The sequence below is a fragment of the Pseudomonas sp. CIP-10 genome (genome assembly GCF_020911845.1).
In the GTDB taxonomy this organism is placed as follows: Bacteria; Pseudomonadota; Gammaproteobacteria; order Pseudomonadales; family Pseudomonadaceae; genus Aquipseudomonas; species Aquipseudomonas alloputida.
Genome location: NZ_CP087160.1, coordinates 3,500,423 through 3,524,901 on the forward strand (window position 1 = coordinate 3,500,423; position 24,479 = coordinate 3,524,901).

General features: G+C 64.2%; 21 protein-coding genes and 1 pseudogene. 13 read left to right on the forward strand and 9 right to left on the reverse strand.

All coding sequences use genetic code 11. The features are described 5' to 3' along the window. Window positions 1-123: 123 nt before the first annotated feature. The 5 genes from LMH93_RS15915 to LMH93_RS15935 form a co-directional block, all read right to left on the reverse strand. Window positions 124-1,659 (reverse strand): DHA2 family efflux MFS transporter permease subunit, encoded by a 1,536-nt coding sequence (locus tag LMH93_RS15915; protein ID WP_004575310.1) that lies wholly within the window; start codon window positions 1,657-1,659, stop codon window positions 124-126. Then, on the reverse strand, window positions 1,656-2,849 hold the full coding sequence (locus LMH93_RS15920; RefSeq protein WP_180689828.1) for an HlyD family secretion protein: 1,194 nt from the start codon (window positions 2,847-2,849) through the stop codon (window positions 1,656-1,658). Before LMH93_RS15920 ends, LMH93_RS15915 begins: the two co-directional genes overlap by 4 nt. A gap of 30 nt (window positions 2,850-2,879) precedes the next feature. Next, on the reverse strand, window positions 2,880-3,353 hold the full coding sequence (locus tag LMH93_RS15925; RefSeq protein ID WP_003247811.1) for a MarR family winged helix-turn-helix transcriptional regulator: 474 nt from the start codon (window positions 3,351-3,353) through the stop codon (window positions 2,880-2,882). Between the two features lie 180 nt (window positions 3,354-3,533). After that, window positions 3,534-4,166, reverse strand: coding sequence for a response regulator transcription factor (locus tag LMH93_RS15930; protein ID WP_010954406.1), 633 nt, complete (start codon window positions 4,164-4,166; stop codon window positions 3,534-3,536). 9 nt (window positions 4,167-4,175) lie between these two features. Then, entirely contained in the window at window positions 4,176-5,582 is a 1,407-nt protein-coding gene (locus LMH93_RS15935) for a sensor histidine kinase (protein ID WP_014753403.1), read from the reverse strand. A 193-nt stretch (window positions 5,583-5,775) separates the two neighbouring features. On the opposite strand from LMH93_RS15935, the gene LMH93_RS15940 reads away from it, so the two are divergent. From LMH93_RS15940 to LMH93_RS15950, 3 genes are all read left to right on the forward strand, one after another. Continuing rightward, window positions 5,776-7,398 carry an acyl-CoA synthetase gene (locus LMH93_RS15940; protein WP_003247805.1) on the forward strand — a complete coding sequence of 541 codons (1,623 nt, stop codon included), beginning with the start codon at window positions 5,776-5,778 and terminating at the stop codon, window positions 7,396-7,398. A 92-nt stretch (window positions 7,399-7,490) separates the two neighbouring features. Then, complete coding sequence (locus LMH93_RS15945; RefSeq protein WP_230064360.1) at window positions 7,491-9,260, forward strand: acyl-CoA dehydrogenase C-terminal domain-containing protein; 1,770 nt, start codon at window positions 7,491-7,493, stop codon at window positions 9,258-9,260. Window positions 9,261-9,539: 279 nt separating this feature from the next. Next, window positions 9,540-10,547: a FecR family protein gene (locus tag LMH93_RS15950; protein ID WP_230064361.1), complete on the forward strand. Its 1,008-nt coding sequence runs from the start codon at window positions 9,540-9,542 to the stop codon at window positions 10,545-10,547. Window positions 10,548-10,561: 14 nt separating this feature from the next. Here the strand turns inward: LMH93_RS15950 and LMH93_RS15955 are convergent, their stop codons facing one another. Next, a complete protein-coding gene (locus LMH93_RS15955; protein WP_230064362.1) occupies window positions 10,562-11,881 on the reverse strand; it encodes a Na+/H+ antiporter family protein in 1,320 nt (439 codons plus the stop codon). Window positions 11,882-12,449: 568 nt separating this feature from the next. Here LMH93_RS15955 and LMH93_RS29925 point away from each other — a divergent pair. The 8 genes and pseudogenes from LMH93_RS29925 to LMH93_RS15990 all read left to right on the forward strand — a co-directional run. After that, a pseudogene (locus tag LMH93_RS29925) lies at window positions 12,450-13,415 on the forward strand (PDC sensor domain-containing protein); the annotation flags it as partial. A 102-nt stretch (window positions 13,416-13,517) separates the two neighbouring features. Then, window positions 13,518-14,273, forward strand: coding sequence for a methyl-accepting chemotaxis protein (locus LMH93_RS29930; protein ID WP_241792063.1), 756 nt, complete (start codon window positions 13,518-13,520; stop codon window positions 14,271-14,273). Between the two features lie 94 nt (window positions 14,274-14,367). After that, the gene (locus LMH93_RS15965) at window positions 14,368-15,384 is read left to right on the forward strand and encodes an ABC transporter substrate-binding protein (protein ID WP_230064364.1); all 1,017 of its coding nucleotides are present in this window, start codon (window positions 14,368-14,370) and stop codon (window positions 15,382-15,384) included. After that, entirely contained in the window at window positions 15,381-16,229 is an 849-nt protein-coding gene (locus LMH93_RS15970) for an ABC transporter permease (RefSeq protein ID WP_003247791.1), read from the forward strand. Before LMH93_RS15965 ends, LMH93_RS15970 begins: the two co-directional genes overlap by 4 nt. Before the next feature lie 93 nt (window positions 16,230-16,322). Continuing rightward, the gene (locus LMH93_RS15975; RefSeq protein ID WP_004575302.1) at window positions 16,323-17,186 is read left to right on the forward strand and encodes a LysR family transcriptional regulator; all 864 of its coding nucleotides are present in this window, start codon (window positions 16,323-16,325) and stop codon (window positions 17,184-17,186) included. A 135-nt stretch (window positions 17,187-17,321) separates the two neighbouring features. After that, on the forward strand, window positions 17,322-18,239 hold the full coding sequence (locus LMH93_RS15980; RefSeq protein ID WP_003247787.1) for an AEC family transporter: 918 nt from the start codon (window positions 17,322-17,324) through the stop codon (window positions 18,237-18,239). A 34-nt stretch (window positions 18,240-18,273) separates the two neighbouring features. After that, window positions 18,274-18,885 carry a cell wall hydrolase gene (locus tag LMH93_RS15985; RefSeq protein WP_185280248.1) on the forward strand — a complete coding sequence of 204 codons (612 nt, stop codon included), beginning with the start codon at window positions 18,274-18,276 and terminating at the stop codon, window positions 18,883-18,885. A 206-nt stretch (window positions 18,886-19,091) separates the two neighbouring features. After that, window positions 19,092-19,943: a CAP domain-containing protein gene (locus LMH93_RS15990; protein ID WP_185280247.1), complete on the forward strand. Its 852-nt coding sequence runs from the start codon at window positions 19,092-19,094 to the stop codon at window positions 19,941-19,943. Window position 19,944: 1 nt separating this feature from the next. Here LMH93_RS15990 and LMH93_RS15995 read toward each other — a convergent pair whose 3' ends face one another. Then, complete coding sequence (locus LMH93_RS15995; protein ID WP_004575299.1) at window positions 19,945-20,922, reverse strand: GlxA family transcriptional regulator; 978 nt, start codon at window positions 20,920-20,922, stop codon at window positions 19,945-19,947. A 104-nt stretch (window positions 20,923-21,026) separates the two neighbouring features. Between LMH93_RS15995 and LMH93_RS16000 the strand changes: the two genes are divergently transcribed. Further along, on the forward strand, window positions 21,027-21,638 hold the full coding sequence (locus tag LMH93_RS16000) for a LysE family translocator (protein ID WP_014590714.1): 612 nt from the start codon (window positions 21,027-21,029) through the stop codon (window positions 21,636-21,638). A 48-nt stretch (window positions 21,639-21,686) separates the two neighbouring features. Here the strand turns inward: LMH93_RS16000 and LMH93_RS16005 are convergent, their stop codons facing one another. Both LMH93_RS16005 and LMH93_RS16010 read right to left on the reverse strand, forming a co-directional pair. Beyond that, the gene (locus LMH93_RS16005; RefSeq protein WP_004575297.1) at window positions 21,687-22,886 is read right to left on the reverse strand and encodes an MFS transporter; all 1,200 of its coding nucleotides are present in this window, start codon (window positions 22,884-22,886) and stop codon (window positions 21,687-21,689) included. Between the two features lie 106 nt (window positions 22,887-22,992). Beyond that, window positions 22,993-23,898: a LysR family transcriptional regulator gene (locus tag LMH93_RS16010; RefSeq protein ID WP_230064365.1), complete on the reverse strand. Its 906-nt coding sequence runs from the start codon at window positions 23,896-23,898 to the stop codon at window positions 22,993-22,995. A 117-nt stretch (window positions 23,899-24,015) separates the two neighbouring features. Here LMH93_RS16010 and LMH93_RS16015 point away from each other — a divergent pair, with 117 nt between their 5' ends. Then, the gene (locus LMH93_RS16015) at window positions 24,016-24,366 is read left to right on the forward strand and encodes a cupin domain-containing protein (protein WP_003247774.1); all 351 of its coding nucleotides are present in this window, start codon (window positions 24,016-24,018) and stop codon (window positions 24,364-24,366) included. Window positions 24,367-24,479 lie beyond the last annotated feature (113 nt).

Consider the following 24,479-nt stretch of genomic DNA (forward strand, 5'->3'; position numbering starts at 1 on the left):
GGCCTCCTGAAGTCGCAATCCGCGGCGCCTGGGCTATCGCGCGCTTAGAAGCAAAATCAAAAGCCGAAGCGAGAGCGAGAGCGAGAGCGAGAGCGAGAGCATCGGGACCTTGCCTTGTTTAGCTCAATGCCCCGCCGATGCCGGCCCCGCCTTGGCGGTAAAGGGTGGCTTGGCGAACCACACCAGCAGAATCAACCCGGCAAACACCCAGCTCATCAAGGTGAAGTAATCCACCGTCGACATCATGTAAGCCTGCCCGTTGAGTATCTGCTCCAACTGCGCATAACTCTGCGGGCTGGCCCCGCCCAACTGCTCAAGGGTATGCCGCGTCGTCGGGTCGAACTGGCTGATGTGCTCGCTCAGGTAGGCATGGTGCTGATCCGCCCGACGAATCCAGATCCAGGTAGTCAACGAAGCCGCAAAACTCCCGCCCAAGGTTCGCAGAAAAGTCGCCAGCCCCGAACCGTCGGCAATCTGGTGCGGCGGCAGGTCAGACAGCAGAATGCTCAAGGTCGGCATGAAGAACAACGCCACGCCAATCCCCATGAACAACTGCACCAAGGCCACGTGCTGGAAGTCCACCTCACTGGTGAAACCGGCCCGCATGTAGCAACTGGTGCCAATCGCCAGGAACGCCAACCCAGCCAGCACCCGCAGGTCGAAACGGTGCGCATATTTGCCCACGAACGGCGACATGATCACCGGCAGCAAACCGATCGGCGCCACCGCCAGGCCCGCCCAAGTCGCGGTATAGCCCATCTGCGTCTGCAACCACTGCGGCAGGATCAGGTTGATACCGAAGAACCCGGCATACCCCCCGACCAGCACAATGGTGCCAATGCGGAAGTTGCGGTGCACAAACAGGCGCAAGTTGACCACCGGGTGCCGGTCGGTCAGCTCCCAGATCACGAATACCGCCAGGAACACCACCGAAATCAGGCTGCCGACAATGATGAACGACGACTCGAACCAGTCCAGATCGTTGCCCTTGTCCAGCACTACCTGCAAGGCCCCAACGCCGATAATCAGGGTCAGCAGGCCAATGTAATCCATCGGCTGGCGGCTGGTGACCACCGGGCGCGTGCGCATCTGCTGGCGCACCACGGCAGCAGCAAACAGGCCGATGGGCACGTTTATGAAGAAGATCCATGGCCAGCTGTAGCTATCGGTAATCCAGCCCCCAAGAATCGGCCCGGCAATCGGCGCCACCACCGTGACCATCGCCAGCAGCGCCAGTGCCATCCCCCGTTTTGCCGGGGGATAGACAGCAATCAGCAGGGTCTGGGTCATCGGGTAAAGCGGCCCGGCGACCACACCCTGCAAGACGCGAAACCCGACCAGCTCGGGCATCGACTGGGCGATACCGCACAGGAACGAAGCCAGCACGAACAGCAGCGTGGCCCAGATGAACAGTTTCACTTCACCAAAGCGCCGGCTCAGCCAGCCGGTCAGCGGCAAGGCGATAGCGTTGCTCACCGCGAACGAGGTGATGACCCAGGTGCCTTGCTCGTAGCTCACCCCCAGGTTGCCGGAAATGGTCGGCAGGGCCACGTTGGCGATGGTGGTGTCCAGCACCTGCATGAACGTCGCGAGCGACAGGCCGATGGTGGTCAGCAGCAGACTTGGCGGCGTGAACTGGGCAGCGGCGTTGTTGCTCATCGTTGCGCCGTCTTGCCGGTTGCACTGTTCTCGTGAATCAGCCGGGCGATCAGGTTGTCGGCTTCGATCATCTGGTGGTCATACACCTGGGTGGTGTAGCTGGCCTTCTGTGGTGGCTGCTGGGCCAGGGTCGGGCCGCTCTGGTCATGCAGGTCGACTTCAACCACGGTGGACAGGCCAATACGTAGCGGGTGGTCCTTGAGCTGGTCGGGGCTGAGGTGGATGCGCACGGGCACTCGCTGGACAATCTTGATCCAGTTACCGGTGGCGTTCTGCGCCGGCAGCAAGGCAAAGGCGCTGCCGGTGCCCGCCCCGAGGCTGTCGACCGTGCCGCTGTACTTGACCTCGCTGCCGTACACATCAGCGGTGATTTCCACCGGCTGGCCGATGCGCATCTCTCGCAGCTGGGTTTCCTTGAAGTTGGCATCGATCCACACCTGATCCAGCGGGATGACCGCCATGGTCGCGGTGCCCGGCTGCAGGCGCTGGCCCAACTGGACGGTACGCTTGGCGACGTAGCCGGTGACCGGCGCGACCAATGTGGTGCGGGCGTGGTCGAGGTAGGCCTGGCGCAGGTCGGCAGCTGCAGCCATGACATCGGGGTGCGAGGACACCACGGTGTCGTCGACCAGCGCGCTGCTGGTGCTGAGCTGTTGCCGCGCGCTGTTGACGGCGGCCTGGGCAACGCTCAGGTCGTCGCGGGCATGGGACAGTTCTTCGGCGGCAATCGCACCGCTGTCAGCCAGCACCTTGCGCCGGTTGAAGTCCTGCTGCGCCTTGCGCAGTTCGGCTTGGCGCGTTTCCAGTTGAGCCTTCAGCGAGTCGACGTTGCTATACAGCCCGCGCACCTGCCGCACGCTGCGTGCCAGCTTGGCTTCGGCGGACTGCAAGGCCACTTCGCTGTCGGCCGGGTCGAATTGCAGCAACACCTGGCCGGCGTGGACCAGGTCGCCGTCATCGGCCCCGATGCTGGTAACGGTGCCAGCGACCAGCGGGGTGATCTCCACCACGTTGCCGTTGACATACGCATCGTCGGTGCTTTCGTGCCAACGCCCGACAATGCTGTACCAGGCCCAGGTGCCGACCCCTGCCAGGATCAGCAGCAACAGCAGGCCAAGCAGCCAAGCCTTGCGCTTGCGCGACGGCTCGGGCGAGACGGAGGGAGTCGGGGTGTCTGCGGGAGTGGCCATGACAATACCTTGGATAATTCGTTACAGGGTTCAACGGTCGCCGAAGCGGCGGATCGTCAACGGGTCGCCAGCACCGAGCAGCACCTTGGCCAGCAGGCCTTCCAGGGTCTTGAGCTCCTCTGGTGCCAGCACGCCGCACAACTCGTTCATGGCGGCGGCGCCAATTTCCGGCAGGCGGTTGGCCAGGCGCTGGCCGTCAGCGGTGAGTGCCAGGCGCACCTGGCGACGGTCGTCGGCGCAGCGGTTGCGCACGATCAGCTCCTTCTGCTCGAGGCGGTCGAGCATGCGGGTCATCGATCCGCTGTCCAGGCCCAGGTAACGGCACAGTTCGGCCGGGGTATCCACCTGGTACTGGGTGACGATGATCAGCACTTTGAACTGCGCGGCGGTGACGCCCTCTGACTCCAGGTGCCAGTCAAGAATGCGGTCTTTGAGAATCGCAGCACGGCCAAGCAACATGCCGATGGCGCAGGTTTGGAAGTTCTCGGGAGAAAAATGGGCCATCGTTGGCTGCTCAGTTAAGTGTGTAGAAATATTACTGCCTAGGCAGTGAATGTCAAAGCTTTCATTAGCTAGCTATGAAATAGTGGGTGTTTTCTGGCTGTCACACCGCCCCCAGCAGGCGCGCATTGCGGCCCATTGCGACACACAACGCCGCCCCTGCCAGGGGCTACGTAAAGGCGGCTACCGCGCTCGCAGGCCCAGCGCCTCCACCGCCCCGCAAGCAATCGCCATCCCCACCAGCTCTGCGAGGCTGCCTGCCTGCAACCGCTTCATCACCCGGCCTCGGTACAGGTCCACGGTCTTGACGCTGATGCCCAACTGCTCGGCAATCTCGCGGTTGTTCAACCCTTGGGCCAACGGTACGAAGACGTCTCGCTCACGCGGCGTCAGGCCGTCGATGCGCGCCTGCACCAAGGCCAGCGCCTGATCGCCCTGTCGCGCCAGCCCGGCGTGCTCCAGCGCAGCCTGAACGCTGTCGAGCAGCAACTGGTCGTTGTAGGGTTTTTCGATGAAGTCGCAGGCGCCGGCCTTGAACGCCCGCACCACGATCGGTACATCGGCATGACCGCTGACGAAGATCACCGGCACCATCAGGCCACGCTCGCGCATCGCCTGCTGCACAGCCAACCCGCCCAGCCCCGGCATGCGCACATCCAACAGCACACACGCGGGCCCATCATCGACGCAGGCGTCGAGAAACGCCTGCCCGCTGGCGAATGGCAAGGCTTGCAGGCCCACCGACTGCAGCAGCCAGACCGTAGAGTCGCGCATACCCTGGTCGTCATCGACCACATACACTTTTGCTTGCAACACTGCCTCCCCTTATTCCCTGCTGACCGCCAGCCGGCAGCACAGTACCAGACCGCCGTTGTCACCCGCCCGCGCCCACAGGCTGCCACCGAAGCCTTCGATCAGGCTGCGGCTCATGCTCAAGCCCAAGCCCAGGCCGTCGGCCTTGCTGGTGGTAAACGGCGTAAAGATTTCATCCAGCCGCTCGGGTGCCACGCCCGGGCCCTGGTCGGCGACCTCGACCAGCACCCCATCGCCATCGCGCGCCGCGCAGAGCAGGATACGTGACGGCCGCTCACCCTGCTGCTCGCGATTGGCATCGATGGCATTGCGCAGCAGGTTGAGCAGCACCTGCTCCAGCAGCACCCGGTCGGCATACACCAAGGGCAGTTGAGCGCTCATGCGAAGTTCCACCTGCACCTGGTCCCGCGCGGCTTCCCAGGCGCACAGGCGCATGGCTTCGCCGGCCAGCTCGGCCACGTCCAGTGCCTGCAGGCGGCGCGGTTCCTTGCGCAGAAAGGCACGCAGACGGCGGATCACTTCGGCGGCATGGGTGGCCTGTTCGCTGATACGCTGCAGGCCCTGGCCAACCCGCTCGCGCGCCTGGGGATCACGTTCCAGGCCCTGCAGGTAACGCTGACTGGCGTTGGCATAGTTGACCACCGCGGCCAGTGGCTGATTGATCTCGTGGGCGATGCCCGAGGCCAGCTCGCCCAAGGTCGCGAGGCGGGCACTGTGCGCCAGGCTTTCCTGCGCTTCGATGCGCAAGGTGATGTCGCGGGACACGCTGACCACCTCCACCACCGCGCCGGTGTAGGTCTCGCGGATCGCCCGGCTGGCGATTTCGAACCAACGGTAGTCACCTGTCGCCTGGCGTACCCGGCAGGTCATCGTGTGGTAGCCGTCCTGGTCCAGCGCGGCAGCGGCCTGACGCAGTACCTGACGCCGTTCGCGCGGATGCAGCAGGGTATGTACAGGCATGCCACGCAGTTGCTCGGGCCACAGGCCGAGCAGGCGGTAGGCTGCCGGTGAGGCATCGAGAAAGCGGCCATCGGGGCTGTGCCGGGAAATCAGGTCGGTGGTGTTTTCGATGATCAGCCGATACAGGCGCCGGGCGCGGCTGGCTTCGCGTGCGCCATGGCGCTCTTCGCTGGCATCGCGGCAGCGGCCCAGCACCTGCTGGCCCTGGTTGTCCGGCATGAACGTCCACAGCACGATGCGTTCGCCGACCTGCACTTCCACATCGCTGATCGCCCGATGCTGGCGCAGACAGGCACGCACCAGGGCAGCGCAATTGGCCGGCAGCCAGCAAGCCAGCTCAGGCCCTTCGGCGACCCAGGCCTGCAGTGCCGGGTTGAGTGCCAGCGGGCTTGCATCACTGGCCAGTAACAGACTGGGTTGCGGGTCTTTGGCGAGCAAGGGGTAAGCAGTGTCATCCACAGTAGGCGGCCTATTTTTATAGTAGTTTTACTATATTGCTATAGTCGATATTCCTAATACCATAGCGACTCGCGTAAAACTGCGACAGAGGGGGCGGCCCACCGTCCGCCCCCTGCACCCTGAACAGAGCTAACAATCAGCCATCGGGGGCCAGGTGCACAGGCTGCGTCTGCCTCCCTTACAGGATTACCGCATGTCGATCTATGCCCAGGGCCTGATGCCCGCTGCCGTCAACCATGTCGCCCTCACCCCGCTGAGCTTCATCGAACGCACCGCTGCCGTGTACGGCAACTACCCGGCCGTCATCCACGGCGCCATCCGCCGCAACTGGCAAGAAACCTACCAACGCTGTCGGCGCCTGGCCAGCGCCCTGGCCGGTCGTGGCATTGGCCGTGGCGACACCGTGGCAGTGATGCTGCCCAACACCCCGACCATGCTCGAGGCGCATTTCGGCGTCCCCATGACCGGTGCCGTGCTCAATACCCTGAACGTGCGCCTGGATGCCGAGGCCATCGCCTTCATGCTGCAGCATGGCGAGGCCAAGGTGCTGATCACCGACCGCGAGTTCCATGCGGTCATCGAAGGCGCTCTGGCACTGCTTGAACACCCGCCGCTGGTGGTTGATGTGGATGACCCGGAGTACGGCGAAGGCCGCGCGGTCAGCCAGCTGGACTATGAGGCCCTGCTCAACGAAGGCGACCCGGAATTTGCCTGGGAATGGCCCGATGACGAGTGGCAGGCCATTTCGCTGAACTACACCTCCGGCACCACCGGCAACCCCAAGGGCGTGGTCTACCACCACCGTGGTGCCTACCTGAACGCCTTGGGCAACCAGATGACCTGGGCCATGGGCCACCGCCCGGTGTACCTGTGGACGTTGCCGATGTTCCACTGCAACGGCTGGTGCTACCCCTGGACCATCACCGCCCTGGCCGGCACCCATGTGTTCCTGCGCCGGGTCGACCCGCAGAAGATCCTGACCCTGATCCGCGAGCACAAAGTCAGCCACCTGTGCGGTGCGCCAATCGTGCTCAACGCGCTGGTCAACATGCCCGAGGCGGCCAAGGCAGCCATCGAGCACCCGGTGCAGGCCATGGTCGCCGGCGCCGCTCCACCGGCCAAGGTCATCGGCGCCGTGGAAGAAATGGGCATCAAGGTCACCCACACCTACGGCCTGACCGAGGTTTATGGCCCGGTGACTGTGTGTGCCTGGCATGACGAATGGGACGCGCTTTCGCTGGAGGAGCGTGCACGCATCAAGTCTCGCCAAGGCGTGCGCTACCCGACCCTCGATGGCCTGATGGTCGCCGACCCGCAAACCCTTCAGCCAGTACCCCGCGACGGCAATACCCTGGGCGAAATCTTCATGCGCGGCAACACGGTGATGAAGGGTTACCTGAAAAACCCTGAAGCCACCGCCGAAGCCTTCCGTGGCGGCTGGTTCCACACCGGCGACCTGGCCGTGTGGCATGCCGACGGCTATATCGAGATCAAGGACCGGCTCAAGGACATCATCATTTCCGGTGGCGAAAACATCTCCACCATCGAGGTCGAAGACGCCCTGTACAAGCACCCGGCAGTGCTGGAAGCCGCCGTGGTGGCACGCCCGGATGAAAAATGGGGGGAAACCCCGTGCGCCTTCGTTGCCCTGAAGCCGGGCCGAGAGGACACCCGTGAAGCCGACATCACCAGTTGGTGCCGCGAGCACCTGGCCGGGTTCAAGGTGCCGAAGACCGTGGTGTTCGGCGAGCTGCCCAAGACCTCGACCGGCAAGATCCAGAAGTACGTGCTGCGCGACCGGGCCAAGGCCCTCTGATGCCGTAGCCGCCCCCCTTCAGGCGCAGCACACGGCTGCGCCTGAAGGTTCAGCGCACGCCCAACCCTCCCTCACTATTGCAAGAGCTGCCGATGACCACCTATTCCGCCCCCCTGCGCGACATGCGCTTCGTCCTGCATGACGTGTTCAACGCTTCAGGCCTGTGGGCCCGACTGCCCGCCCTGGCCGAACGCATCGATGCCGACACTGCCGACGCCATTCTCGAGGAAGCATCAAAAGTCACCGGCCAGCTGATCGCCCCGCTCAGCCGCAACGGTGACGAGCAAGGTGTGTGCTTCGACGCAGGCCAAGTCACCACCCCCGAAGGCTTTCGCGAGGCCTGGAACACCTACCGCGAAGGTGGCTGGGTCGGCTTGGGCGGCAACCCGGAACACGGCGGCATGGGCATGCCAAAGATGCTCGGCGTGCTGTTCGAAGAGATGCTCTACGCGGCTGACTGCAGCTTCAGCCTGTATTCGGCATTGAGCGCAGGCAGTTGCCTGGCGATCGATGCCCACGCCAGCGAAGCGCTCAAGGCCACTTACCTGCCACCGCTGTACGAAGGCCGCTGGGCCGGCACCATGTGCCTGACCGAACCCCATGCCGGCACTGACCTGGGGCTGATCCGCACCCGCGCCGAGCCTCAGGCCGATGGCAGCGTGCGCATCAGTGGCAGCAAGATCTTCATTACCGGCGGCGAGCAGGACCTGACCGAGAACATCGTCCACCTGGTGCTGGCCAAGCTGCCGGATGCGCCCGCCGGTGCCAAAGGCATATCGCTGTTTCTGGTCCCCAAATTCCTGGTCGAGGCCGATGGCCGCCTGGGCGCGCGCAATGCTGTCCATTGTGGCTCGATCGAACACAAGATGGGCATCAAGGCCTCGGCGACCTGCGTCATGAACTTTGACGGTGCCATCGGTTACCTGGTGGGCGAACCGAACAAGGGCCTGGCAGCGATGTTCACCATGATGAACTACGAGCGCCTGTCCATCGGCATACAGGGCATCGGTTGTGCCGAAGCCTCCTACCAGAGCGCCGCCCGCTATGCCAACGAGCGCCTGCAGAGCCGCGCAGCGACTGGCCCGCAGGCACACGACAAGGTGGCCGACCCGATCATCCACCATGGTGATGTTCGGCGCATGCTGCTGACCATGCGCACCCTCACCGAAGCAGGTCGGGCGTTCGCCGTCTACGTTGGCCAGCAACTGGACGTGGCGCGCTATGCCGAGGACGCTGGCGAACGCGAGCATGCCCAGCGCCTGGTGGCACTGCTGACACCGGTGGCCAAGGCATTCTTCACCGACAACGGTCTGGAAAGCTGCGTGCTTGGCCAGCAGGTGTATGGCGGTCATGGCTACATCCGCGAATGGGGCCAGGAGCAACGGGTGCGAGACGTGCGCATTGCGCAAATCTATGAAGGCACCAACGGCATTCAGGCCCTTGATCTGCTGGGGCGCAAGGTGCTGGCCGACGGTGGTCAGGCGTTGGCCAGCTTTGCCAGCGAAGTGCGGGCCTTCAGTGTGGATGCGCCCTTGCACCGCGAGGCCCTGCAGGCGAGCCTGGCGCGGCTCGAGGCCACCAGCAGCTGGCTGCGGGCGCAGGCTGGCGAGGATGCCAACCTGGTCAGCGCGGTAGCCGTTGAGTACCTGCAGCTGTTCGGGCTGACGGCCTATGCGTACATGTGGGCGCGGATGGCGGCGGCGGCGCTGGCCAAACGTGATGAGGACGAGGCGTTTCATGGTGCGAAGCTTGCCTGTGCGACGTTCTATTTCCAGCGGGTCTTGCCGCGGGGGTTGGGGCTGGAGGCGAGCATTCGGGCCGGTAGTGGCAGCCTTTATGGGCTAGAGGCCGCACAGTTCTGACCGGTGTGTCACTGACGCGCTTGTTGCAAGGGCAGCCGTGTGCTGCGAAGAGGGCCGGTACAGGTTACCGAATCGGTACTGCAAACACTGACCTCTTCGCCGCACCAGGCCGCCCCGGAAGCGATTGCAGACATCGTCTTTTGCCCGCGAAGGGTTCTCAAACGCTGAAAAACCGTGGTCAATCCGACGAAAAACCGGCACAACTGATAGTCATTCACCATTACATTGGTTCTCGGGAGCACTCTCGCAAGGGTAGAATGCGCAAAACCCGGAGCCGCAATGAACCACGACCGCCTCAATCCCAGCCCAGACGATGCCATCACCGACGCCGCAGCGCATTGGTGCATGCGCCTGCACGCCGACGATTGCACGCAGGCCGAGCGTGAAGCATTCACTGGCTGGTTGGCGGCCGACCCGCGGCATGCCGAAGAATATCAGGCGATGCTGGAAATCTGGCAAACAGCCGACCTGCTGCCGCGTAGCGCCACCGTCATCGACTTCAACCCACCTGCCAAACACGCCGCCCGCCCCCGCAACTGGCGGCCGCTGGCGTCTGCTGCGGCCATCGCCCTGGCAGTGCTGCCGCTGGCCGGCTGGATGGGGTGGGAACAGGGCTGGTTGCCCAACCACTACCAGCACGTCGAAGCCGGTGACCGCATGCAGACCGTGGAGCTCAGCGACGGCAGCACGGTACAGCTCAACCTGCACACCGAGCTCACCTTCCTCAACTACAAGGACCAGCGCCAGGTCACGCTCAAGCGCGGCGAGGCGTTCTTCAAGGTGCGACACGACAGCAGCCACCCGTTCATCGTGCGTGCAGGCAGTGGCCAGACCCGGGTCACCGGCACCCAGTTCAACGTGTGGAAGTACCAGGACCAGGTGAAGGTCACCCTGGTGGAAGGTTCAGTGCTGGTGTCCAGTGAGGGCAATGCCGGTGGCTACCGCCTTGGCCCTGGCATGCAGGCCAGCTACCACAAGGGCGACTTCGAGCCGCAGCTGGAGCAAAGCGACGACTATGGCAACAGCCTGGCATGGCGCAGCGGCAAGCTGGTGCTCGACAACCTGAGCCTGGAACAGGCGCTGCCGGTGATAAACCGCTACCTCGACGCCCCGCTGCGACTGGCCGATGCCAGCACCGGCCGCATTCGCATCAGCGGCATCTACAACACCCGTGAGGTGGGGCGCCTGGTCAACAACCTGCCCAAAGTCCTGCCGGTCTACCTGACCCGCAGCAAGGACGGCAGCACCGTGCTCAATCGCATCTCGCCGCCGCCCGACAAGGGCTGACGCCCTCCCCCGCCTTACAAGGTCATCGCCGCCAACCAACCGAACGCCAGCAGCGGCAGGTTGTAATGGATGAAGGTCGGCACCACGGTGTCCCAGATGTGGTGGTGCTGGCCATCCACGTTCAGGCCCGAGGTCGGGCCCAGGGTCGAGTCCGAGGCCGGCGAACCTGCATCACCCAGCGCACCGGCAGTACCAATGATGCACACCGTGGCCAACGGGTCGAAGCCCAGTTGTACGCACAGTGGCACGAAAATCGCCGCCAGGATCGGCACAGTGGAGAACGACGAGCCGATCCCCATCGTCACCAAAAGGCCTACCAACAGCATCAGCAGGGCACCGACGCCCTTGCTGTGGTCGATCCACTGCGCCGAGGTTTCCACCAGGCTCTTCACCTCACCGGTGGCCTTCATCACCTCGGCAAAACCGGACGCGGTAATCATGATGAAGCCGATCATGGCCATCATCTTCATGCCTTCGGTGAACAGGTCGTCGGTCTCTTTCCACTTGACGATGCCCGACAGCGAGAAGATCAGGAAACCGACCATGGCACCGATGATCATCGAGTCCAGCAACAGCTGGACAATGAAGGCTGCCGCGATCGCCAGCCCGGCCACCAGCAAGGTCAGCGGGTTGTACTGCACGCTCACCTGCTCCACCTGCTGGATCCGCGCCAGGTCGTAGTCACGCTTCTTGCGGTAGCTGATGAACACCGCCACCAGCAGGCCGACGAGCATGCCGGCAGCCGGGACGGCCATGGCGTGGGTGACGTTGACGCCGCTCACATCGACACCCGCGCGGGCCACATTGGCCAACAGGATCTCGTTGAGGAAGATGTTGCCGAAGCCCACCGGCAGGAACATGTACGGGGTGATCAGGCCAAAGGTGATCACACAGGCGATCAGCCGGCGGTCGATACGCAGGCGCGTCAGCACGAACAACAGAGGGGGTACCAGCAGCGGAATGAAGGCAATGTGGATGGGCAGGATGTTCTGGGACGACACGGCCACCACCAGCATCAGGCCGATCATCAGCCATTTGACCTTGCCGCCCTTGGCGTCGCCCTGTCGGTCGATCATGGCCAGGGCGCGGTCGGCCAGCGCATGGGCCAGGCCAGACTTGGCGATTGCCACGGCAAAGGCACCCAGCAGTGCATAGGACAAAGCCACCGTGGCACCACCGCCGAGGCCACCGTTGAAGGCCTTGAGCGTGCCTTCGATGCCCAGGCCGCCCACCAGCCCACCGGCCAGGGCGCCGATGATCAGGGCGATGACCACGTGCACGCGGGACAGGCTGAGTATCAGCATGATGCCGACCGCGGCGATCACTGCATTCATGGTTGGCTTACCTCATTACGACAGAAAAAAGCGCGAACTCTGAAGCAGTAGGCGGCAGATGTCAAAAGCGCCTTGATACGGCGCGTTAGTGGCGGTCAAATTTAAATTGAATGTTTGAATAAAGAAAAAACGGCAGGGGCCGATATTGAGGGAGGCAGCGAGGTGCCTGGCCGCAGCGCTTTGGCACCTCCCGGCCCCACCGCAGATAAAGCCATAACCCTTAATGCCAAAAAAGGGATCCGCCCCCATGCCTTTGCGACAACTTTCCATCCAGTGGAAGATCACCCTGCTCGCCGGTCTCTGTCTGGCCGCTATCGTCACCTTGCTCGTCGGCCTGTCGCTGTACCGCATGGATCACAGTTCGGACCTGGTCAAGGCCAGCAGCATGCAGATGCTGACCGAGGCGGCGCAGTCGCGTATCGAGTCACAAGGTGAAGTGCAAGCGCTGAACATTCGCCGCCAGTTCATGGATGCCTACCAGTACGGCGCCGGCTTCGCCCGTCAGGTGCTGTTCCTGCGCGAGCAGGCCGAAAAGCGCTTTCTCGATGCCTTCGACCTGCGCGAGGACATGACCCGCCAGGTACGCGCCGCACTGCAAGCCAACCCCGACCTGCTCGGTCTGTCACTGGTGTTCGAGCCCAATGCCCTGGACAACAAGGACAGCCTGTTTGCCGGCAAGGCAGCATTGGGCAGCAACGAAACCGGGCGCTTTGCCCTGTACTGGTCGCAGCCACGCGCCGGCCAGTTGACCTCGATGGCCCTGCCCGAACATGACATGGCCAACACCGAGATCGGCCCCAGCGGCCAGCCGGCCAACACCTGGTGGGTATGCCCACGCACCTCCGGCAAGGTGTGCGTGGTAGAGCCGTACTTCTACGACATCGATGGCCAGCAGGTGCTGATGACCAGCATCGTGTTCCCGCTGGCGGTCAACGGCAAGATCATTGCCACCCTGTCCATCGACATCAACCTCAATAGCCTGCAGGCGCTGAGCCAGGAGGCCAGCCGCAGCCTCTACGAAGGCCGCACCACGGTCGGCATTCTGACCCCGGTCGGCCTGCTGGCCGGCTACAGCGCCGATGCCAGCAAGCTGGCACAGCGCTTCGACCAGATAGACCCGGTCAAAGGCGCCGAGCTGGTGCGCAAGCTGGCCGATGGCAAGCTGACCATCCTCCACGACCGGCAGCGCTTGAAGGTGCTGGCGGCATTCCGGCCAATCCCGGACGCCCAGCCCTGGGGCGTGTTGCTGGATGTGCCGGAAAACGCCCTGACCGGGCCGGCCGAAACCCTGAAGCAGGAACTTGACGCGCTCAATACCAGCGGCACCTTGCTGGAACTGAGCCTGGGCCTGGCCGCCGCCATTGTTGGCCTGCTGCTGGTATGGCTGATGGCCCGCGGCGTTACCCGGCCGATCCTCGGCGTGGCCGCCATGCTCAAGGACATTGCCAGCGGCGAAGGCGACCTGACCCGTCGCCTGACCTACCAGAAACAGGACGAACTGGGCGAACTGGCCGGCTGGTTCAACCGCTTCCTCGACAAGTTGCAGCCAACCATCGCCGAGGTCAAACGCTCGGTGCAGGCCGCCCGAGGCACGGCCGACCAGTCCTCGGCGATTGCCACTGAAACCAGCGCCGGCATGGAGCAGCAGTACCGCCAGGTCGACCAGGTAGCCACCGCCTCCCATGAAATGAGCGCCACCGCCCAGGACGTTGCCCGCAGCGCCGCCCAGGCTGCGCAGGCGGCGCGCGATGCCGACCAGGCCACCCGCGAGGGCTTGGCGGTAATCGACCGCACCACCAGCAGCATCGGTGCCCTGGCCGCCAACATGAGCGACACCATGGCCGAAATAGAAGGCCTGGCGCAGAACAGCGAGAAGATCGGCTCGGTACTGGAAGTGATCCGCTCGATCGCCGAACAGACCAACCTGCTGGCACTCAACGCTGCCATCGAAGCTGCCCGCGCCGGAGAGGCCGGCCGTGGCTTTGCCGTGGTCGCCGATGAGGTGCGCAACCTGGCCCAGCGCACTCAGGAGTCGGTGGAAGAAACCCGTCAGGTCATCGAAGCCCTGCAGAACGGCACCCGCGAAGTGGTCGGCGCCATGGACCACAGCCACCGCCAGGCCCAAGGTGGCGTGGAGCAGGTCGGCCAAGCCGTCACGGCATTGCAGCGCATTGGCCAGGCGGTGACGGTGATCACCGACATGAACCTGCAGATCGCCTCTGCCGCCGAGGAGCAAAGCGCGGTAGCCGAGGAAATCAACAGCAACGTGGCGACCATTCGTGATGTCACTGAATCCCTGTCTGGCCAGGCCAACGAGTCGGCGCGGGTCAGCCAGTCGCTGAACAGCCTGGCCAACCAGCAGCAAGCGCTGATGGACCAGTTCCGCGTCTGAAGCGAACGGGGCCACGCCAGTGGCCCTGAAACTGACAAAACCTCGTCGTCTACACTTGCCCCACTGCCAAGGCGTGGCGAACGACGAGGTTTACATGAAGAGCATTTCAACGCTGCTGGCCGGGCTGCTGTTGACGGTGGGTTTGGCCAGCACCGACAGCGCCGCATCGACAGAGCAACCTGCGCCTATCCATTTTGGTGCCATCGGCTGGGAAAGCGGCGCCCTCACCACCGAGATTCTGCGCCTGATCGTGGAGCGCGGCTACGGCTACCGCACCGATACCCTGCCTGGCAGCACGGTCAGCATGGAGGTGGCCCTGGCGCGCAATGACCTGCAAGTGATCGCCGAGGAATGGGCCGGGCGCAGCCCTGCCTGGATAAAGGCCGAACAGGCCGGCCAGGTGTTCGCACTGGGCGATACGGTCAAAAATGCAGAAGAAGGTTGGTGGGTACCGGCCTATGTGATCGAGGGCGATGCCGCACGCAACCTGAAGCCCGTGGCGCCTGAGCTGCACAGTGTCGAGGACCTCAAGCGTTACCCGCAGGTATTTTCTGACCCCGAATCGCCCGGTAAAGGGCGTTTTCTCAACAGCCCAAGCGGCTGGACGTCTGAAACCGTCAACAGCCAAAAGCTCAAGGCCTATGGCCTGGATGGCCTCTACAACAACTTCCGCAGTGGCTCCGGCGCCGCGATGGACGCCGAGATCGGTTCGGCTATCCGGCGCGGCAAACCTGTGCTGTTCTACTACTGGAACCCGACCCCGCTGATGGGGCGCTACAAGCTCATCCGGCTGGAAGAACCCCCGTTCGATGCCCAGGCCTGGGCCACCCTCACCGACCCCGCCAACCCCAACCCGAAAGGCAGCCGCTCGCTGCCGGCAAAGTTGTCGATCGGCGTGTCCAAAGCCTTTCGCGAAAACTACCCAGACTTGGTCAGTGTGTTCGAACAGGTCAACCTGCCCATCGATCGCCTGAACAAGGCCCTGGCCGTCATGAGCGAAAAACGCACGCCCGCGCGCGAAGCCGCCCTCACCTTCCTGCGCGATCACCGCGAGGTGTGGAAAGCCTGGCTGCCGGCGGACATCGCCGCCAAGGTCGAGGCCAGCCTGTGAGCAGCGGTTTCCCGCAGACCCTGCAGTTTTCCTTTGCCGACAGCATCAACCGCCTGGTCGACGGGTTGGTATTGAACTACGGCGACCACCTGCGCAGTTTTTCTGACCAGTTGCTGCAACTGCTGGTCGGCCTGGAGAACCTGTTGCGTCTGTTGCCTTGGTGGCTGTTGTTGTTGCTGGTGGGTCTGCTGGCCTGGCACGCCAGCCGCAGCCTGCTGCGCAGCGCCGTGCTGGTCGCGCTGCTGGCCTTGATCGGTATGCTCGGGCTCTGGGACAAGCTGCTGCAGACCCTGGCCCTGGTGCTGGTCAGTACCGGCCTGTGCGTACTGGTGGGTGTGCCGCTGGGCATCCTGCTGGCCGCCCGGCCACTGGCCAGGCGGCTGCTGTTGCCGGTACTCGATGTGATGCAGACGCTACCTGCGTTCGTTTACCTGATCCCGGTGCTGATGCTGTTTGGCCTGGGCAAGGTGCCTGCCGTGTTCGCCACGCTGATCTACGCCCTGCCGCCGCTGGTGCGGTTGACCGAACTGGGCCTGAGCCAGATCGACCCCTCGTTGCTGCAGGCCGCACACGGCCTTGGCGCCAGCCGCTGGCAGCGGTTGCGGCGCATCGCCCTGCCCCTGGCGCTGCCGAGTATCATGGCCGGGCTCAACCAGTCGGTCATGATGGCCTTGTCGATGGTGGTCGTGGCGTCGATGATCGGCGCCCGTGGGTTGGGTGAGGATGTGCTGGCGGGGATCCAGACCTTGAATGTTGGCCAAGGGATGGAGGCCGGGCTGGCAATTGTCGCCCTGGCCATGGTGATCGACCGGATCAGCCAGGCCTATGGGCGTAGCAGTCGCTGAGCCGTATCGGCAAGGCCTGGGAGCAGCCTTGTGCTGCGAGAGGGCCGGGCCCGACAATATGCCTCTGTCAGCTGAGAACCGGACCTCAACCGCATGTCCCTGAAAGCCCTGCGCACCTTGGTGACCATCGCCCGCCACGGCACCTTTGCCCGCGCCGCCGACCTGCTCAGCCTCACCCCCTCGGCGGTCAGCCTGCACATCAAAACCCTCGAAGACGAACTGAAGGTGGCCTTGTTCGACCGTAGCCGCAGGCAGGTGGTGCTGACCGAAGCCGGCCAGTTGGCGGTGGCCCGCGCCGAAAGCCTTCTGGCTGCCTATGACGAACTGGCCGATGCCCTGGCCAGCGGCCCAAGCCTGCGCGGCCGCTTGCGCCTCGGGGCGATCCACACGGTGCTGGCGCGGCGCTTGCCCAAGGCGCTGGTGTGGATCAAGGCCCATCACCCGCAGCTACACATCAGCGTGGCCTCGGGCATGTCGGCGGAGCTGGCGCGGCGCGTGGAAGACGGTGAGCTCGATGCGGCGATCACCACCGAACCGGTCAGCCCTTACCCGCAGAACCTGGACTTTACACCGCTGTTCGAGGACCGTTTCTGGGCCATTGCCAGCCCTGAGCTGGCCGGGTATAGCGTGCCGCAGTTGCTGGCCAGCCAGCCATTCCTGCGCTTCGACAAGCGAGCCTGGGCCGGCCGGCAGATCGAGCAGGAACTACGCCGCCAGCAGGTGCAGGTGAGCGAACTGATGGAACTGGACAGCCAGGAAGCCCTGGCGCGCATGGCGGTGATGGGCCTGGGCGTGGCGGTCATCCCCATGGCGGATGACGACCTGCAACGCTTGCCACCCGCCACCTGCCTGCCGTTTGGCGAGCCGCAGCTGACCCGGCGGGTGGTGTTGCTGGAGCATGAAAAAAGCCAGCGGCGGCATTTGAGTGCGGTGTTGAAGACCGCCCTGGAAGCCTGACACCAGGCTGCTCCAAAGCGCGATCTGCACCCACCAACATGCATTTTTCCTCAACGGTCACTGAAGAAAACAACGTTTTTACAGATTGATCCGCCCCCGTAGTCTGTGCACGTACCCGACCACGGAATGCTGACCATGCTGCACTTGCTGCTGACCACCCTGCTCCCCATCATCCTGCTGATAGCGCTGGGTACCTTCCTGCGCCTTCGCGGTTTTCTTGCCGAGAGCTTCTGGCCTGGCGCCGAGCGCCTGAGCTACTACGTCCTGCTGCCGTCGCTGTTCCTCCATGGCCTGGCCACCGCCAACCTCGATGGCATACCGGTGCTGGGCATGGCCGGCGCACTGATGCTCTCGACCCTGGCCGGTGCCGTATTGCTGATGCTGTATCAGGGCGCGGCGAACCATGAGGGTGCCGACTTCACCTCGGTGTTTCAGGGCGGTATCCGCTTCAACAACTACATCGGTGCCACCCTGGCTGCGGGCATCTACGGCAGCGCCGGGATTGCCCTGGCGGCGGTGGCCAACGCTGCCATCGTGCCCTTGGTCAACCTGCTCTGCGTGCTGGTGTTTGCCCGCTTCAGCGCCCGTCACAGTTCGCCAGCCACAGTGCTTCGGGCGATCTTCGCCAACCCGTTGATCGTCGGCTGCGCAGGGGGGCTGGTGCTACGGGCCACGGGGCTGGGCTTGCCGGCCGGTATCGACGCCACGGTCAAGGCCTTGGGCCAGGCCGCACTGCCTTTGGGCCTGCTGTGTGTCGGCGCTGCCCTGGGCGGCGCCAGCCTCGGCCAGCAGGTACGGCCGCTGATGGCAGCATCGACGTTCAAGTTCCTGGTCATGCCACTGACCACCTGGGGCGTTTGCCGGCTGCTCGGCCTGAGTGGCCAGGCAGCAGTGGTGGCGGTGTTGTTCCAGGCGCTGCCAACCGCTTCGTCATCTTATGTCATGGCCCGGCAAATGGGCGGCAATGCGCCACTGATGGCCACCCTCATCGCCCTGCAGACCGTGGCTGCGGCCGCCACCCTGCCTTTGGTATTAATGCTTACGCTTGGCTAGACTGAAATTCTGCCCACTGCCTGGTAATGTGCCCATGCGCCTTCACTTGATGCTGATCGGCTTGACCTCGGCCCTGCTCGCAGACCCCCTGTATGCCGCTGATCCAGCCAAAGCCGCCGTTGCCGAGGACAAGGCCGCAGTGCTTGAAGAAAAGGTCGTCGAAGATGCGCCGCCCCCCAGGAAGGCAGAGAAACTGACCCCAGGCGAAACGCAGGCAGTGGACCCGGCTGGCCAGGCGCCGCTGGATGACAGCATCACCTGCCTGGCACGTACCATCTACTGGGAAGCCAAGGGCGCCGACGCCAAAGACATGACCGCGGTGGCCAGTGTGGTGCTCAACCGCCTGGGCCACGATGGCTTTCCCGACACCATCTGCGCGGTAGTCAAACAGGGGGTGGAGACCAAGGCCTGTCAGTTCTCATGGTGGTGTGACGGGCGCCCGGACCAGGTCGAGGAACCGCAACGCTACAACGTTGCCAAAGAGATCGCACGCAAGGCGCTGAACCAGCAGTTGAAAGACCCCACCGGCGGTGCATTGTACTTTCACGATCGCACGGTGCGCCCCGACTGGGCGAAGGCTTATCGCAAGACCGCGCAGACCACCCACTTCCTGTTCTACAAGCCGAACCAGGCGTTGGCCCATTGACGCGTAAACGGCTGACAACGCCGGCCCGATGCGAATGACTGGCACCTGACCGCACTTTTCCACGGGCCTGGGGTCTACTCCCTCTTTTGCCGCCAGTAACGATTGCCGGTGTTTTCATTGCCTTGCACGACCTCGGGCCAAAAGCCCCGGGCTTGTGTAGGATGAGCAGCGCACACCACGACGCTGCCAGTCATAGGGAGATCCACATGCGCGTCCTGACATCCGTTGTCGCCTTGTCACTGGGCCTGGTCGTTTCGACCGGGGCGCTGGCAGCCACCGGCGAAGAGGCGCGGTTGATCGATTCGATCAATGTCTACCGCAGCAAGGCCCAGCCCTGCGGTGGCGAGGCGTCGTTGGAACTGCCGCCGCTCAACAGCGACACACGCCTTGCGCTGTCGCCAGAGGGCACCCGCGACCTGCAACAGGCCATGACCCGCGCCGCCTACCCCATGGTCAGCGTCCAGGCCATCAGCCTGTCGGGGCCACGCGACGCACGCGCCGCCATGCATGCCATCGAGGAAAGCTTCTGCCAGGTGGTGCTCGACCCGCAATTCGTCGATATCGGCGTCAGCCAGGAGGGCCGCGACTGGCGCATCGTGCTGGCACGGCCGCTGCTCAGCGGCCGCCTGGGCGACTGGCAGGCCGAGGGACAGAAGGTGCTTCAGGAGGTCAACGCCGCGCGCAAGGTGCCACGGCAATGCGGTGGCCAGCCGTTTGCCGCCGCCCCGCCACTGAGCTGGAGCACAGTGCTGGCGGAGGTCGCCGCCAACCACACACGGGCCATGGCCAACCAGAACTTCTTCGACCACATCGACAAAGATGGCCGCACACCCGGTGACCGGGCGGAACTGGCCGGGTACCTGTACCAGCAGATCGGCGAAAATATCACCGCCGGGCGTGACACCGCGCAAAAGGTCGTCAACGGCTGGCTGGACAGCCCGGGGCACTGCGCCACGCTGATGAATCCGGACTTCCGTGAATTGGGCGCTGCCTATGCGATAGACCCCAAGAGCGATGCAGGGATCTACTGGACAGGGTTGTTCGGGACGCCGCAGTAGATCACGTGAGCGGGTAATGACCTGCACGCAACTGCAGGGCCGTACACCCAAACCGACGCCGCACGCACTTGCCAAGGTAGCTGGCATCACCCAGGCCCACCTCATCGGCAATCTGCGCCAGGCTGTGGCTGGAGTTGAGCAAACGCCAGCGCGCCTGCTGCAAGCGCATCTCCAGCCACCAGGCCTTGGTGCTCATACCGTGGCTGGCCTGGAACTGCCGGTCCAGTTGACGCCTGCTGATGCCCAGCTCTGCGGCCAGTTGCTCCACGGCCAACGGTGTGCCCAGGTGATGACGCATCAGTGCTTGCGCCCGTTGCACCTGGCGCCCCTGACCAGCACCCAGCTCCAGCGAGCGCAAGGCGTGACGGCTGTCGCGGGTCTCGTCCACCAGCATGTCAGCCAGCCCTTTGAGCGCACGGGTTCGCCCGCAAGCACGTGACAGTAGTGCAACGGCCAGGTCTATGGCGGCAGTGCCACCGGCGCACGTGATGCGGTTGCCATCGATGCAGTACAACTGCTCGCGCAGCAGCTGCAACTGCGGAAAAGCAGCACGAAACTCGGCTTCGTGACGCCAGTGCACCACCACCTTGTGCCCCTGCAGCAGGCCGCAGGCAGCCAGCAGGAAGGCGCCATTGTCGACCCCCACCAGCTTGACTCCCGCCTTGGCGGCCTGCCTGAGCAACGCCTGGTAACGTGGCGCCAACGCCGCGGTGGCCATGGCACTGCGACCGCCGAACACCACCAGGTAGTCGAAAAGGGCGAGGTCGAGCTGATCGGCAATGGCCTCGACCTGCAGCACCGCGCCACTGCTTGACGGTACCGGCTCGAGGCTGAGCCCCGCCACCGTCCAGCTGCAATAGCGTTGCTGGCTGTAGTCCTCGTCGTCGGCGCTGAAGCGCAATTTGTCGAGAAAGGCGCCAAACGGCAGCAAGGCAAAATCCGGTAACGGCATGATCAGCAAGCGAATGTCGGGCGGCATGAAACCACGTCCAGAAAAGACTCTTGTATGACCAGATAATACTCTTCCAGCTTGAGCGTTGCGCCATAGACTGTCGCCCTCTCTCGAACACGGCAGTTTTCAACATGGCACTGGACACCTGGCTCATCTACCTGCTGGCCAGCATCGGCCTGTCGCTGACCCCAGGGCCCAACAGCCTGTTGGCGTTGACCCATGGCGCGCTCTATGGCGCACGGCGAACGCTGTTCACCATCGTGGGCGGGGTATTGGGTTTCAGCGCCCTCATCGCCTTGACCATGTTCGGCCTCAGCGCACTGCTCCAAACCTCGGCGGCGGTGCTGGGCGTCCTGAAGTGGGTGGGCGGGGCTTATTTGATCTGGCTGGGCATTCAACTGTGGCGCAGTCCAGGCCTGCAGCTGGAACTGACCGCGCACAGCGCGCGGCTGGGCAATGCCGGGCTGTTTCGCCAGGGCCTGCTTTCGGCCATGGCGAACCCCAAGGTGCTGCTGTTCTATGGTGCCTTCCTGCCGCAGTTCATCGACCCACAGCGAGGGCTGGTGCTGCAATTTGCGGTGATGGCCGCGACCTTTGCCAGCGTCGAGTTTCTGGTCGAATACCTGCTGGCGCGCCTGGCGTTTCGCATTCGGCCATGGCTGGCCAAGGGTGGCAAAGGTTTCAATCGCTGCTGCGGGAGCCTGTTTGCCTTGATTGGCCTGGCGCTGCCGCTTGGCCGATAGCGGGCCCGCGAACACGGGCGAAGCCCGTGCCCTGCACCGCGTAACGGTTCAACCCCGGCGTGCTTTGAGTAGAAACACAACCAGCGCCACACCCGGCAACCCCGCCCCCACCAGTGCCACGCCATGCCAGCCAAACTGGCTGAACAGCGCACTGGCCACCGCCGACCCCAGCGCCCCGCCGAGGAAGATGCTGGTCATGTACACCGCATTCAGCCGCCCGCGGCTGGCCGGGTCCAGTGCGTACACTTCACGCTGGCCGATGACCATGTTCATCTGCACCGCAAAGTCCAGCAACACGCCGGTAAGGCCCAGGCCGATCACGCTGTAACCCGGCACTGTCAGCCCCAGCAACAAGGCCGCCGGCGCCAGCAACAGCGCCAGCAGCGAGCCGGCCCGGGCATGCCCGGCATCGGCCAGGCGGCCGGCCATGGGCGCAGCAACGGCACCCACCGCGCCGACAAGGGCGAACACAGCGATCTGGCTTTGTGACAGGCCATGCTCCCCGGCAAGCGCCATCGGCACTGCCGTCCAGTAAAGGCTGAACGCTGCAAACATCAATGCCTGGTACAACGAACGCTGGCGCAACAGCGGATAACGACGCAGCAGTGTGAGCAGCGACAGCATCAGCCCGGCATAGCTGGCTTTGTGCTCGGGCCGCCGCTGCGGCAAGGTCAATGACAGCAACAGGATGATCGCCAGCATTACCCCGGCGGCGCCAATGAACACCGCACGCCAGCCGAAGTGGTCGGCCACCACGCTCGACAGCGGTCGCGCCAGCAGGATGCCCAGCAGCAAGCCGCCCATGATGTTACCGACCACACGACCACGCTGCTGCTCCGGCGCCAGATGCGCCGCCAGCGGGATGAGCATCTGCACCGACACCGAACTGAAGCCGATCAGCAATGCATAACCCAGGAACAGCTGACCCTGGCCACTGCTGCTGGTGCCCGCCAGCAGCAGGCTGACGCAGGCCAGGACCGCGGTGGCCACCATCAGGCGGCGGTTTTCCAGCAGGTCGGCCAGCGGTACCAGCAATAAAAGGCCCAGGGCATAGCCCAGCTGAGTGAGGGAAACGATCAGGCTGGCATGCTCGGTGGACAGCCCCAGGTCCGGGGCGATCAGCCCGACGATGGGCTGGGCGTAGTAGATGTTGGCGACAATCGCGCCGCAGCAGAACGCCAGCAGCACTACCAGAGCCCGGCTCAGGCTGGCGGCGGCCGGTTGCGCTGTCGCAAGGGAGGGGTTCATGCGAAGTTCCTCGACAAGGGTTGGGTATATGCCGGCCACCTTACTCATGGACGTCAGCGCCGAGAATCCGGCGGCGGCGCAATGCGGCTTTGCGCGCTGCGCAACACTAGTTACCGTGTATGAGCAAATTTTCGCAAAAGTCGATGAATGCGTTTACCCGCCGTGAGCCCCGGTGGTTGGGCATATACAGGGCGTTGATGCTGCTATTGGCTGCGCCAGGGCTGGCCTGCCAGTCGGGGAAGACCCGCTGCAGGCGCCCTGCCAACACATCCTCGCGTACCAGCCAATCGGCCAGCAGTGCGATACCACTGCCTGCCAGTGCCGTTTCACGCAACATGTCGGCATTGGCGCTGCGCAGTGGCCCACTTACGTCCAGTTCCAGGCTGTCCTGGCCACAGGTCAGGCGCCAGGGGCGCGCCTTCTGCCCATAGCGAAAGCGCAGGCAGGCATGGTCAAGCAACTCTCGGGGATGCTGCAGTGGCTCACGCCCGGCCAGGTAAGCCGGGCTGGCCACCAGCCAACGCTGAAAACGGCCGAGCCGGCGGCACACCAACTCGTCATTGGGCGAGGGGTCGCCCAGGCGAATCGACAGGTCATAGCGCCCGTCAAGCAAATCGTCCAGCCGGTCACTGAGGTCGATGTCCAGTTCCAGCGCCGGGTGCTGCGCCAGGAATGGCCCCAGGTGCGGGGCAATGACCCGCCTGCCGAACTCCACTGGCAGGCACAGGCGCAGCACACCGACAGGCTCCTCGCCGCGATCGGCGATGCTGGCATCAGCCTCGTCCAGTGCTTCAAAAATGCCCCGTGCGCGCTGGTAGTAACGGGCGCCAGCCTCGGTCAGGCTGACCTGGCGTGTCGAGCGGTTGAGCAAGGTGGCACCCAGCGACGCTTCCAGGGCATCGACCAGACGTGTCACCGACGATGTCGCCAGCCCTAGCCTGCGCGCGGCAGCAGAAAAGCCTTGGGCATCGACAGTGGCCACGAACATTTTCATCGCCAGCAGCTTGTCCATGTTCAGCCCGTCTTCCAAAACTCGGAAAGTTCTTACAAACAGCCGGGCGGGTCAAGCCGCGCGCGTCAAGGCGATTGCGTCCATAGTGGAATCACCCCATTTCCAAGGAGGCTTACCATGACCCTGAACAACCTGCTGACCGCCCTGCCGCCCTGCGATCCCGCCAGCGCCGAACGTGTCGACGAATTGCTCAGCCGCCCGGGCATCCGCGTGGAGCGTATCGTCTCCAGCGGGCAGGCCAGCCCGCCCGGCTTCTGGTACGACCAGGCCGAAGGCGAGTGGATCATGTTGCTCAGTGGTGCTGCCGCCCTGCGTTTCGAGCACGAGCACCACACCCGCCTGCTGGCGCCGGGCGATTGTCTGGACATCCCCCCGCACGACCGCCACCGCGTGGAATGGACCGCGCCCGGCACGGCCACCATCTGGCTCGCGGTGTTCTATAGCAGCAGCACCCCATGGCCTGCCTGAAGGGGCCATGCCTGCCCGTGCACAAGGCGCAGTTGTCCCGTCGCCGTGCAAGGTTGGGCTTACGACCAAAGCATGAATACCAATCGAAGAGGCGTCATAAACGCCCCGTTGAA

Coding starts and splice junctions, on each gene's coding strand:
- LMH93_RS15995 (WP_004575299.1), bottom strand. CDS start 20,922: ATGCCGCCCGACATTCGCTTGCTGATCATGCCGTTACCGGATTTTGCC.
- LMH93_RS15945 (WP_230064360.1), top strand. CDS start 7,491: ATGACCACCTATTCCGCCCCCCTGCGCGACATGCGCTTCGTCCTGCAT.
- LMH93_RS15915 (WP_004575310.1), bottom strand. CDS start 1,659: ATGAGCAACAACGCCGCTGCCCAGTTCACGCCGCCAAGTCTGCTGCTG.
- LMH93_RS15955 (WP_230064362.1), bottom strand. CDS start 11,881: ATGAATGCAGTGATCGCCGCGGTCGGCATCATGCTGATACTCAGCCTG.
- LMH93_RS15990 (WP_185280247.1), top strand. CDS start 19,092: ATGCGCGTCCTGACATCCGTTGTCGCCTTGTCACTGGGCCTGGTCGTT.
- LMH93_RS15940 (WP_003247805.1), top strand. CDS start 5,776: ATGTCGATCTATGCCCAGGGCCTGATGCCCGCTGCCGTCAACCATGTC.
- LMH93_RS16015 (WP_003247774.1), top strand. CDS start 24,016: ATGACCCTGAACAACCTGCTGACCGCCCTGCCGCCCTGCGATCCCGCC.
- LMH93_RS15975 (WP_004575302.1), top strand. CDS start 16,323: ATGTCCCTGAAAGCCCTGCGCACCTTGGTGACCATCGCCCGCCACGGC.
- LMH93_RS16000 (WP_014590714.1), top strand. CDS start 21,027: ATGGCACTGGACACCTGGCTCATCTACCTGCTGGCCAGCATCGGCCTG.
- LMH93_RS15965 (WP_230064364.1), top strand. CDS start 14,368: ATGAAGAGCATTTCAACGCTGCTGGCCGGGCTGCTGTTGACGGTGGGT.
- LMH93_RS16005 (WP_004575297.1), bottom strand. CDS start 22,886: ATGAACCCCTCCCTTGCGACAGCGCAACCGGCCGCCGCCAGCCTGAGC.
- LMH93_RS15920 (WP_180689828.1), bottom strand. CDS start 2,849: ATGGCCACTCCCGCAGACACCCCGACTCCCTCCGTCTCGCCCGAGCCG.
- LMH93_RS15950 (WP_230064361.1), top strand. CDS start 9,540: ATGAACCACGACCGCCTCAATCCCAGCCCAGACGATGCCATCACCGAC.
- LMH93_RS15925 (WP_003247811.1), bottom strand. CDS start 3,353: ATGGCCCATTTTTCTCCCGAGAACTTCCAAACCTGCGCCATCGGCATG.
- LMH93_RS29930 (WP_241792063.1), top strand. CDS start 13,518: ATGGAGCAGCAGTACCGCCAGGTCGACCAGGTAGCCACCGCCTCCCAT.
- LMH93_RS15985 (WP_185280248.1), top strand. CDS start 18,274: ATGCGCCTTCACTTGATGCTGATCGGCTTGACCTCGGCCCTGCTCGCA.
- LMH93_RS15980 (WP_003247787.1), top strand. CDS start 17,322: ATGCTGCACTTGCTGCTGACCACCCTGCTCCCCATCATCCTGCTGATA.
- LMH93_RS16010 (WP_230064365.1), bottom strand. CDS start 23,898: ATGGACAAGCTGCTGGCGATGAAAATGTTCGTGGCCACTGTCGATGCC.